At 39.3% G+C, this 11,118-nt stretch carries 8 protein-coding genes and 1 tRNA gene; 8 read left to right on the forward strand and 1 reads right to left on the reverse strand.

From position 1 onward, the window contains the following. The first annotated feature begins 117 nt into the window (after window positions 1-117). From ACRD64_RS01785 to ACRD64_RS01820, 8 genes are all read left to right on the forward strand, one after another. Window positions 118-2,481: a LysM peptidoglycan-binding domain-containing protein gene (locus ACRD64_RS01785; RefSeq protein WP_430931434.1), complete on the forward strand. Its 2,364-nt coding sequence runs from the start codon at window positions 118-120 to the stop codon at window positions 2,479-2,481. Between the two features lie 262 nt (window positions 2,482-2,743). Further along, window positions 2,744-4,702, forward strand: coding sequence for an ABC-F family ATP-binding cassette domain-containing protein (locus ACRD64_RS01790; protein WP_430931435.1), 1,959 nt, complete (start codon window positions 2,744-2,746; stop codon window positions 4,700-4,702). Between the two features lie 50 nt (window positions 4,703-4,752). Beyond that, window positions 4,753-5,493, forward strand: a complete 741-nt coding sequence (gene rlmB / locus ACRD64_RS01795; RefSeq protein ID WP_430931436.1) for a 23S rRNA (guanosine(2251)-2'-O)-methyltransferase RlmB — start codon at window positions 4,753-4,755, stop codon at window positions 5,491-5,493. A gap of 143 nt (window positions 5,494-5,636) precedes the next feature. Continuing rightward, the gene (locus ACRD64_RS01800) at window positions 5,637-6,707 is read left to right on the forward strand and encodes a uroporphyrinogen decarboxylase family protein (protein WP_430931437.1); all 1,071 of its coding nucleotides are present in this window, start codon (window positions 5,637-5,639) and stop codon (window positions 6,705-6,707) included. A 613-nt stretch (window positions 6,708-7,320) separates the two neighbouring features. After that, a complete protein-coding gene (locus tag ACRD64_RS01805) occupies window positions 7,321-8,805 on the forward strand; it encodes a phytoene desaturase family protein (RefSeq protein ID WP_430931438.1) in 1,485 nt (494 codons plus the stop codon). 26 nt (window positions 8,806-8,831) lie between these two features. Next, window positions 8,832-9,782, forward strand: a complete 951-nt coding sequence (locus tag ACRD64_RS01810) for a phytoene/squalene synthase family protein (RefSeq protein ID WP_430931439.1) — start codon at window positions 8,832-8,834, stop codon at window positions 9,780-9,782. Between the two features lie 18 nt (window positions 9,783-9,800). Further along, on the forward strand, window positions 9,801-10,286 hold the full coding sequence (locus tag ACRD64_RS01815) for a hypothetical protein (RefSeq protein WP_430931440.1): 486 nt from the start codon (window positions 9,801-9,803) through the stop codon (window positions 10,284-10,286). 13 nt (window positions 10,287-10,299) lie between these two features. Beyond that, the gene (locus ACRD64_RS01820; RefSeq protein WP_430931441.1) at window positions 10,300-10,998 is read left to right on the forward strand and encodes a lycopene cyclase domain-containing protein; all 699 of its coding nucleotides are present in this window, start codon (window positions 10,300-10,302) and stop codon (window positions 10,996-10,998) included. A gap of 44 nt (window positions 10,999-11,042) precedes the next feature. Here ACRD64_RS01820 and ACRD64_RS01825 read toward each other — a convergent pair. Then, a tRNA-Asp gene (locus ACRD64_RS01825) sits at window positions 11,043-11,116 on the reverse strand. Between the last annotated feature and the right edge of the window lie 2 nt (window positions 11,117-11,118).

Below are 11,118 nucleotides of genomic sequence, written 5' to 3' on the forward strand. Positions count from 1 at the left end.
GAAAAGTTGTTGGAACAGATGTTGCAACAACTTTTTTTGTTTATGCCAACTTGCTTTTGTTTTGGTGGTACTCTTTTTATACTTTTGGAGGCACTATAATTCAGAATCGTAAATTCAATGATCAGAAAATCAATTATAAGCTGTTTGATACTTGTTGCATGTTTCCATACGTCGCCGCATATTTTGGCGCAAGCTGTTGGAAAGGAAGGCGTTGCTGACAAAGTCATCGTGGATGGGAAAACCTATTATTTGCATATTGTGAAGAAAGGAGAGGGGTTTTATGGGATTGCAAAAAGGTACGGCGTGTCCCAAAAAGAAATCCACGAAGCGAACCCGGGCTCTATTTTTGGATTAAATCCCGGAGATATACTGCATATTCCGGTAATAGGTGGTAGAAATAGCAATACTGAAGAAATTAAAGAGTTGGGTGAGTTTATTTATCATACCATTGAAAAAGGACAAACCTTGTATTTCCTGTCCAAAAAGTACAATGTGAGCATTGATGAGATTAAAAAATATAATGTCGGTGCGGAAGGTAACCTTTTGATTGGTACTATATTTAAGATTCCGGTATCGAATTCAAAAGCTGAAAAAGATGATCCTGGGGCGACATATGTTTATCATGTGGTTAAGCCCAAAGAAACACTTTACGCAATCTCAATAAATTATAACACTAAAGTAGATACTATTATTAAATACAACCAGGCCTTGGAAAATGGTATTTTGGCCGTTGGTTCAAGTATCCGGATTCCAAAGGTTGAATCGGCGTTGTTAACCGAAGCAACAAAATATGATGCTGTCCAAACGCCCATGGAGGATAAACAGTATGTATATCACAAAATCAAAAAAGGGGAAACGATATATTCGGTAAGCAAAAAATATAACGTTTCCCAACAAGATTTGGCAAGAACTAATCCGGAGTTAAACCCTGATGGATTGCCGCTTGGCTATGTGGTAAGAATCCCTAAAGCCAAGGTCAGGAAACCTCAGATGAACAGCAACAATCAAAAAGACGATTTTAAGGTTCATTCTGTCAGACGAAGAGAAACGATTTATTCCATCTCCCGAAAATATGGTGTACAGATAACGGATATTGAACAAGCAAACCCTACATTGATCTTGACGAATATTCGCAAAGGAATGAAAATTAAGATTCCTACTTTGGACTACCTTGCCCGGAAAAGGGAAGAAAACAAGATGGAGGAATTGGTTGTGGAAGAAAAAATAACGGAAGATTTTGATACCATTTCTGTAGATTGTGCAGGTTACAATTATTATAAAAACAAAGAAGTGCTCAAAGTTGCCCTGCTGTTGCCGTTTGATATAGAAGCTACGCGTAAGGCAAATATAATCACCAAAATCGAGGAGGACGAAGAGATCGAAATCGAGAGGGAAGACCCTGTTCTTTCGCCACGTTCCCGTACTTTTGTCGAATTTTACGAAGGGGCTCTGTTGGCTGTTGACTCGTTGAAAAAGCAAGGTGTTAATCTGCAACTGTACGCATTCGATACTGCTCCTGACACCAGTAAGGTGAGGCAAATATTGGCCCGGCCCGAACTTAGGGCAATGGATCTTATTATAGGTCCAGCATATACCAGCAACTTAAAACTGGTATCAGATTTCTCGTTGAAGCATAAAATAAAAATGGTATATCCGTTGTCTAGTATAAATCCATTGCTTAACGAAAACCCTTATTTGTTCCAGGTAAACACTCCGGATAGTTTGTTCTACGATAAATACTCGGATTACATTGTGAACCAAAGAGAAAACGCGCGTATTGTCGTGTTAAAATCCGCATTGCCTAGCGCTGATGAAAATAAGTTGGCCGCCTGGATTAAAAACAAGCTTTACCTTAAATATTTACCACGGGGAATGCAGCCCGACTTTATTGAAATCGCATTTTCGGAACAAGATGTTCAGGGCGTAGAAGCGATGTTGAGTCATGATAAAGTGAATGTAGTGGTTATACCTTCGCCTGATGAAGCGGATGTATCTAAGATTATAACCACTTTGCACGGGGTTTCCCAATCGACGGATGTGCAGGTTAAGTTAATTGGTTTTGGAAGTTGGTTAAGATTCCAGACGATTGATGCCGAGGAAATACATGACCTGGACACGCAAATATTAACTCCATATGTTTTGGACCACCAGAATGGAATGGTTCAAGACTTTACTTTAAAATATAGAACATGGTATCATACTGAACCGTTCGCGGTATCCCCATACTTTATTCGCTCAGGAAGAAATGTCAATTATTCGCGATATGGAATTTGGGGTTTTGATGTCATGTACTATTTTATGGGAGCGCAGGTTCGGTACGGTCATCAGTTTGAGCACTGTATTTCCAATTATTCGGCTGAGCAAGTTCAGTTTAATTTTAACTTTAAGAGGCATGTGAATTGGGGCGGATTTTATAACGACGGTCTATATGTGATAGGTTTTGGTCCTTCTTTGGATATTTACAGAAAACCTTTGCGTTAGACGAAGATTTTAATGCGTTGTTATTTGTTAATTTAAAGCGTAGGATTGTAGGAGTTTTTTAGTCAAAAAAAGTATTGGAAATTATTGCGATGAGTGAAGGCATTGCCAGGTGCGCTTGAGTAATGCGGCAAGAAGCAATGATCATATCGTAATTTTTCCGGCTATCTTTGACAAGGCAAAAACCTGATTGGTTTTGGCTTCATCAAGTTTGTGTATGGGTAGAATCCCAGAATTTTGGTTTTTCATTATAGTTTTATTATAAATGGTTTCGGTAAATAAGTTGTCGGTTGAGTTTGGAGGCTTTACCTTATTTAAAGATGTGTCTTTTCTTGTAAATCCTAAAGACAAAATTGGGTTGGCAGGCAAAAACGGTGCAGGAAAATCAACCTTACTAAAAATATTGGCAGGTGTGCAGGTGCCCACAAATGGAACTCTATCTTGTCCAAAGGATGTAAGAATAGGTTATTTGCCGCAGCATATGAAACACGATGACACAGGCACTGTTTGGGAAGAAGTGGAGAAGGCCTTTGGCGAGCTGATAACATTGGAAAAGGAAATTGAGTCATTGAACGAGCAACTGGCCAACAGAACCGATTATGAATCGGAATCATACCTTGATTTGATCCATCAGGTGAGTGACAAAAGTGATCGCTTGAATATCCTTGGCGGTGCCAACTATGCATCGGGCATGGAGATTACCCTTAAAGGATTGGGTTTTGAGCGGGAAGACTTTACCCGCCTGACTTCCGAGTTTTCCGGAGGCTGGAGGATGCGCATCCAGCTGGCAAAGATTCTGTTGCAAAAACCAGACGTGTTTTTATTGGATGAGCCTACCAACCATCTCGACATTGAATCCATTCAATGGTTCGAGGATTTCCTGAAGAACTACAATGGTGCCGTTGTGTTGGTTTCGCACGACCGGGCTTTCCTGGATAATATAACCAAACGTACCATCGAAATCCAGATGGGGAAGATATATGATTACAAAGCTTCTTACACCAAGTATCTTGCCCTGAGAGAAGAGCGTAAGGAACAACAAATGGCTGCATATCGCAATCAGCAGAAGTTAATCGAGGATACCGAAAAGTTTATTGACAGGTTCAGGTATCAGGCAACAAAGGCGGTCCAGGTTCAGTCGCGCGTTAAGCAGCTCGAAAAACTAGACCGAATTGAAGTGGACGAGTTCGACAATTCAGCCTTACGCATAAAATTTCCTCCCGCACCACATTCAGGCAGTATTACGTTGGAAGGTAAACATGTTTCCAAAAGTTATGGTGACCTTCAGGTGCTGCACGATGTGGATTTCACGATTGAAAGAGGGGAGAAAGTCGCGTTTATCGGAAGGAACGGGGAAGGCAAAACGACCATGGCACGTATGATTATGAATCAGATTGGATATACGGGCAAGCTAAAATTGGGACACCAGGTAAAAATCGGATATTTCGCACAGAACCAGGCCGACCTTCTTGATGAAAGTCTTTCGGTACTCGAAACTATTGATCATGTTGCTGTAGGTGATATCAGATTAAAGATACGGGATTTGTTGGGGGCTTTCATGTTTAGTGGGGAAACAGTAGATAAAAAAGTCTCGGTATTATCCGGAGGGGAAAGGACACGCCTGGCTATGGTCAGGTTGCTGCTGGAGCCCGTTAACTTGTTGGTTCTGGATGAGCCAACCAACCATCTGGATATCCGATCAAAGGAGCTGTTGAAACAGGCCGTGAAAGACTTTGAAGGTACCGTTGTAGTGGTTTCTCACGACCGGGAGTTTTTGGACGGTCTGGTTGACAAGGTGTATGAGTTCCGCAACAAAAAGATGAAGGAGCATCTGGGAGGGATATACGAGTTCCTCGAGCGGAAAAAGCTGGAGTCGCTGAAAGGATTGGAACAGCAGAAACCTAATGGTAAAGCTGCAAAAGCGAAGAAGGTGCAGCCTGTTAAACTGGATACTAAATTATCATACGAAGAAAGAAAAGAGATTAGCAAACGGGTAAAAAAAGCACAGCAGCAAGTGGAGAGGTGCGAAAAAAATATCGCTAATCTGGAAGAGGATATTACGGAGCTGGACAGGCTGATGCAAAATCCAAAAAATGCCAGTGACGCCGAGTTTGTGCGAAAATACCAAGCATTAAATTCTTCCTTAGAGAAAGAAATGGAACAATGGGAAAGTTGTCACCAGAAATTGGAAGAAGCTGAGATAGAAAAAAAGAAATTGGATTAAATAGCTGATTGATACTTACATGATAGGTTATCAATAATAAAAAAATAATTATGGCAGGAAAAAGTGATTTTTTATTCGGGATCAGATCGGTTATTGAAGCCATCCGTTCGGGCAAGGAGATTGAAAAAGTATTAGTGAAGAAGGGGTTGCAGGGCGAGCTTTATGAGGAATTGGTAGAAACCATGAAGGAGGCTAAAATTACCTGGCAAACGGTGCCCGTAGAGCGTATTAACCGGGCTACGCGCAAAAACCACCAAGGTGTTATTGCTTTTGTTGCCGCCATCACTTATCAGGACCTCGAAAACACGCTTATAGGCCTGTTTGAGGACGGTAAAAACCCATTGGTGCTGGTGCTTGACGGAATTACAGATATCAGAAATATGGGAGCCATAGCGCGTTCTGCGGAGTGTGCCGGGGTTGATGCAATAGTAATACCGGAAAAAGGCGGGGCGCCCATAAACGCCGATGCGGTTAAAACTTCAGCAGGAGCTTTGCACAATATACCGGTATCAAGGGTGAAAAACCTATATAAATCAGTGGAGTATTTACAAAACTCGGGATTGAAGATAGTCGCCGCAACAGAAAAAGGCAGTGAAAATTACACCGATATTGATTTCACGGGTCCTACTGCCATTGTCATGGGCGCAGAGGATAAGGGGGTTTCGTCACAGATGCTGAAAATCTGTGATGCGGGTGCGAAAATTCCCATTGCCGGAACCATCGGATCGTTAAATGTGTCGGTAGCCGCAGGGATATTGGTTTATGAGGCGGTGCGACAGCGTGCTCAATAATGCTGGCGATGTTTTTAGCGTCTTTTGAACTGTGAATTTCTGACATTTAACACCTGTAATTTGTTTTTTCTCAAAATATTTATAAATTCGGGAGGTTTTTTACAGTGAAACTTGTATTTAACAATAGTTATAAAACATCATTTATGAACCACAAAGAAAGAGTTTTAAAAACTCTGAACAACGATGTTCCGGACAGGGTTCCTTTTTTTTATTGGGATGTACCGGAATTTGGTGAGAAAATGATGTCCTTCTTTGGTTTTACAAATCGCGATCAACTGCTGGAACATCTGGATGTTGACTTTAGATGGGTAGAGCCAAAATACGTAGGGCCTCAGTTAATTGATGAAAACAACAAGCGTAAAAAGGACATTTGGGGAGTGGGATATTCCCGTATTAATAAAGGCGAATTCAGTTATTGGCAAGCTACGGACTTCCCGCTGGAAGGTGTGACTGATCCTGCAGCCTTGGATGACTTTAACTGGCCAGGCAACCAACTCTTCGATTTTAATTCTCTGGAGGCGCAGTTGGAAAAATATAAGGACTATGCTATCATGACAGCTCCCGGATATTCTTCTCCCGGCCTGTTTCGTATTGTGCAACGATTAATCGGGCGCGAGAGCTTTATGGAAATAATGATGTCTCACCCGAAATTTTTTAGGACATTGTGCGACAGGGTAATTGAGTTTTACAAAGCCTTTATTGATGAGTTTTTTGAAGTTTCAAAGGGAAGAATTGATTTTATTCGTGTAGCGGATGATTTTGGGTCCCAAACCGGATTAACCATAGGACAAGATCACTGGGAAAACTACATACGTCCTTCAATAAATGCCTTTACAAGCAAACCCAAAGCTATGGGGGCGCACTTTTATATGCACAGTTGTGGTGGTGTCCGCAAGTTATTGCCTAATTTTATTAGTGCCGGGGCCGAGGTGTTGGATCCTATCCAAACCAGAGCGGTGGGTATGAATCCGGAAGGGCTTAAAAAGGACTATGGGAAATTGATAACTTTCTGTGGCGCCATGGATGAAGAATTGTTGCTTCGTAAAGGCACCCCGCAGCAGGTGAAGGAAGGCGTGAAAAACTTGTTGGATGTGATGGCTCCTGGCGGACGCTTTATTCTGGGTCCAAGCCATAAAATTAAAGTTGAAACACCGGTTGAAAATGTAATTGCCATGTACGAGACTGCTCGAGATTGGAAGGCTAAAGAAAATTAAGATTTCATTCCTATTGATATTATTACCCGTTCATTGATTTGAACGGGTTTTTTTTGTTTATGCCGCATATGGCAAGTAGCCACTCAGTGGAAGTCCGCTATGGGTTAAGTAGCCAACCCTAAGTAGCGGGCAAGGTTGTCCATTGCGAAATGGATCTAGAAAAGATAGGTCAGGATTTTTGCCGTGTCAGATACTTTTGCCATGGAAAACATACAGTCAACAGATCCATTGCTCCGACTATCCTCTTTTTTATTCAAACAACATAAATCCCATACATATAACGTATTATAGCCTATGTCTGCAAAGATTTAAAGGGGGCTAATCCATTCTTTCCAGTTGAATGCATTTTGTGTGTTGTTTAATATATATAAATTATACATGAACAAAAATAGTAGGGGTATGTTTAGTAAATGGCAGATCGACCTATTCCTATTGTTCAATTGATTCTTATTCCGTCGGTATTTTGAGGATGTATAACAATTTAAAACCTGGAAAATAAATGCAATTGGTACATACATGTTGTAAATTGGCTATATAATGTTTATAAACTAAATGAGTTGTAGATGTTTTCTTAGGTAAATTAATGGATACTAACCTTAAAATTTGATATGAAATGAAAGATATTTCCCATAAGAAAGTTGCGATTATAGGTGCCGGTTTTTCAGGGCTTTCTGCAGCCAACTATTTAGCCAGCAAAGGTTGTGAGGTTAGCGTTTATGAAAGGCATAAGATGAGTGGAGGCAGGGCCAGGCAGTTTTCAGAGGCTGGTTTTAAATTTGATATGGGGCCCACCTGGTATTGGATGCCGGATGTTTTTGAACGTTTTTTCTCCGATTTCGACAAAAAACCAAGCGACTACTATAAACTCCTGCGACTAGATCCGGGTTACAGGGTCTTTTTTGGGCCAGATGATTTAATGGATATTTCGGCTGACTTGAAGGGGATTTATGCTTTGTTTGAAAAAGAAGAAAAAGGGGGTGGCGAATTTCTTAAGAAGTTTTTAAAATATGCTGGTTACAACTACAAGGTGGCCATGGATAAAGTGGTTTATATGCCGGGTAAATCACCCCTTGAGCTCATAACTCCAGCTACTGTAAAAAGACTTGGACAGTTTGTAAAATCTATCACCAAAATGGTTCGTTCCGGAGTGAAGAGTCATCGTTTAAGACAGGTATTGGAATTTCCCGTACTGTTTCTCGGTGCAAAGCCGCAAAATACGCCTGCTTTTTATTGCTTTATGAACTATGCCGATATGGTGTTGGGAACCTGGTACCCGGAGGGGGGGATGTACAGCGTTGTGCAAGCATTTGAACGGTTAGCTAAAGAAAACGGCATTGGACTGAATTTTAACTCTGAGGTTCAAAAAATTATTTCTGAGAATGGCAAAGTGAAAGGAATTATGGTAAACGGTGATTATAGGGAGGCGGACGTTGTTGTTTCCGGAGCCGATTATCACCATACAGAAACTTTATTGGAAAAAAAAGATAGAAATTACCGGGAATCCTATTGGAGTAAAAAGGTTTTTGCCCCGTCGGCCTTATTGTTTTATGTAGGTTTTAATAAAAAGCTAAAAAATTTGGAACATCATACTTTGTTTTTTGATACTTCGTTCAATCAACATGCATTTAGTATATATGATTCAAAAGAATGGCCCAAAAACCCTTTGTTTTACGCTAGTTTCCCTAGTATGACCGATAAGAGCTGTGCTCCGGAAGGTAATGAGTGTGCCATATTTTTAATTCCTATCGCAACAGGCCTTAAGGATTCAGCTGAAATTAGGGATAGGTATTTCGAAGAAATTATACGACGGCTTGAAATGATTACGCAACAATCTGTTAAAGATAATGTTGTACTTAAGAAGTCATACTGTGTTAACGATTTTAAAACAGATTACAATGCTTATGGTGGTAATGCATATGGTTTGTCAAATATTTTAAGACAAACTGCATTTTTAAAACCTAAATTACAAAATAAAAAATTAGCAAACATGTTCTACACCGGTCAGTTAACAGTTCCTGGTCCGGGTGTGCCTCCAACAATTATTTCGGGTAAAATAGTATCTGACTTGGTTACCCAATACTTGAATAAGATTAATTAGTTATAGTTAGTAAAAAAGACAGCTTGATGGATAATAAAGATTACGATAATGCGATAGGGGTGGTGGCAGCAGGAAATAATATCAAGACTGTCCCTGAACTTATAATTACATATAAAAAAGAGATTGAGAAAAACAATAATAATAAATTACTTTTTGATAAAGTAAGTTATCGATGTAGTAAATTGGTAACACGATCCTACAGCACCTCCTTTAGTATTGGTGTTAGGTGCTTAAATTCCGCTATACGTCAGGCCGTTTATAGTATTTATGGGTTTGTTCGCTTTGCGGATGAAATTGTTGACTCCTTTCATCAATATAACAAGGTAAAATTACTGGATGATTTTGAAAGCGATTTATATAAATCATTATCCGAAGGAATAAGTCTAAACCCAATATTAAATTCTTTTCAACACACGGTTAAAAGATACGATATACCAGAAGAATTAATACAAGCCTTCCTGAAGAGTATGCGGGCCGATTTATACAAGACATCCTACAATGAGCTCGAGCTGAAGCAATATATTTATGGTTCGGCCGATGTGGTTGGACTTATGTGCCTTAAAGTTTTTGTTAATGGGGATCGTCAAATGTACGATGATTTAAAACATAGTGCTACCAAGCTGGGTTCTGCTTTTCAAAAGGTAAATTTTCTGCGTGATGTTAAAGACGATATGGAAGAATTGCATAGGGCCTACTTTCCGCAACTGCGTCATTCTAAATTGGAGGAGGGCAGTAAAAATGAAATACTGAAGGACATTTACCATGATTATAGGATCGCCTTGAAGGGCATAAAGAAACTACCTAAAAACGCTCGACTAGGCGTTTATATTGCCTATGTCTATTATTTGGGATTGACTAAAAAAATTGAGCGGACAAAAGCGGAAGAATTGATGAAAAAGCGGATAAGAATTTCTAACTTGCGTAAAGTCATTTTGTTGGCAAAAGCTTATATTGTTATAAAGATTGGATTGTTTTAATTTTTTAAAGATAAGGTGATGCAGATTTATTTTTTAATATTGATTGGCACCGCAACATTTGTTTTTATGGAAGGGGTGGCCTGGTTTGCTCATAAATACGTTATGCACGGTTTTTTGTGGAACTTGCATGAGGATCATCATTTTCCGAAAGAGATACATCGGAGTTCTTTCTTTGAAAAAAATGACTGGTTTTTTGTGATTTTTGCTATTCCCTCAATGATTTGTTACATTTTGGGGAGTTTGTTGCCCAGCAATGTTCTTTTGAGTGTAGCTATTGGTATTACTGTATACGGGTTCGCATATTTTATCTTTCATGAGGTTGTTTTTCACCGCAGACTAAAGTGGTTGAAAGGTTGGAAACCTACTTACGTTCGTTCGGTTATATTGGCACATTCAATGCACCACAGGCATCATTCTCCGGAGCATGGGGAGTGTTTTGGTTTGTTAATATTCCCATTTAAATATTTTAAGCAGGAGAAGCTGAAGAAGAAACAAAAAAATTAAACAAGGATTTATTATGAGTTTGTATTTCTGGATTCTAATATGCTCCGGTTCGATTCCTTTTTTGTATAGTTTCCACCCTAAATTAAAGTTTTATAAGTATTGGCCTTCTTTATTTACCTCTATTTTATTAGTTGCTATTCCATATTTAATTTGGGACTATTTTTTTACTGAAAACCGTTATTGGGGATTTAATGAAAGTTACTTAAGTGGATATTACATATTTAATCTTCCGGTAGAAGAAGTATTGTTTTTTGTCGTGATTCCTTATTGTTGTGTTTTTACGTTTCATTCCTTAAAACACTATTTTCCTTTTTTAAGTTTCTCAAAGAAGATAACCGCTACACTTGCAACTTTGTTATTGATAGCTTCTTTTTTAATTGTAATGAGGTTTTCTCATTTGCCATATACCATTATTAATTTTTCAAGCTTGGTATTTGTATTAATTCTGGCATTTATTTATGATTGGAAGTTGTTAAGTGTTTATTTCTGGGTGTTTCCCGTAATATTGATTCCCTTTTTTATCGTTAATGGAATATTGACCGGGTTCGGAATAGAAAATGAAATCGTTTGGTATAGCCCCCATGTTTTTATGGGGATAAGGATTCTTACTATTCCGTTGGAAGATATATTTTATGCTTTCTCCCTGGTATTATCCAATCTGTTTTTGATGGAAGTCCTGCAAAGAAAAGTTAAAATGCTACGTTGTCAGTGATTATAAACAAAAAGAAGGGAAACAAAAACTGCTTCCCTTCTTCGCGGTCTGGACGGGACTCGAACCCGCGACCTCCGGCGTGACAGGCCGGCATTCTAACCAGCTGAACTACCAGACCAA

It is taken from the genome of Saccharicrinis sp. 156 (assembly GCF_050589685.1).
Lineage (GTDB): Bacteria > Bacteroidota > Bacteroidia > Bacteroidales > Marinilabiliaceae > Saccharicrinis.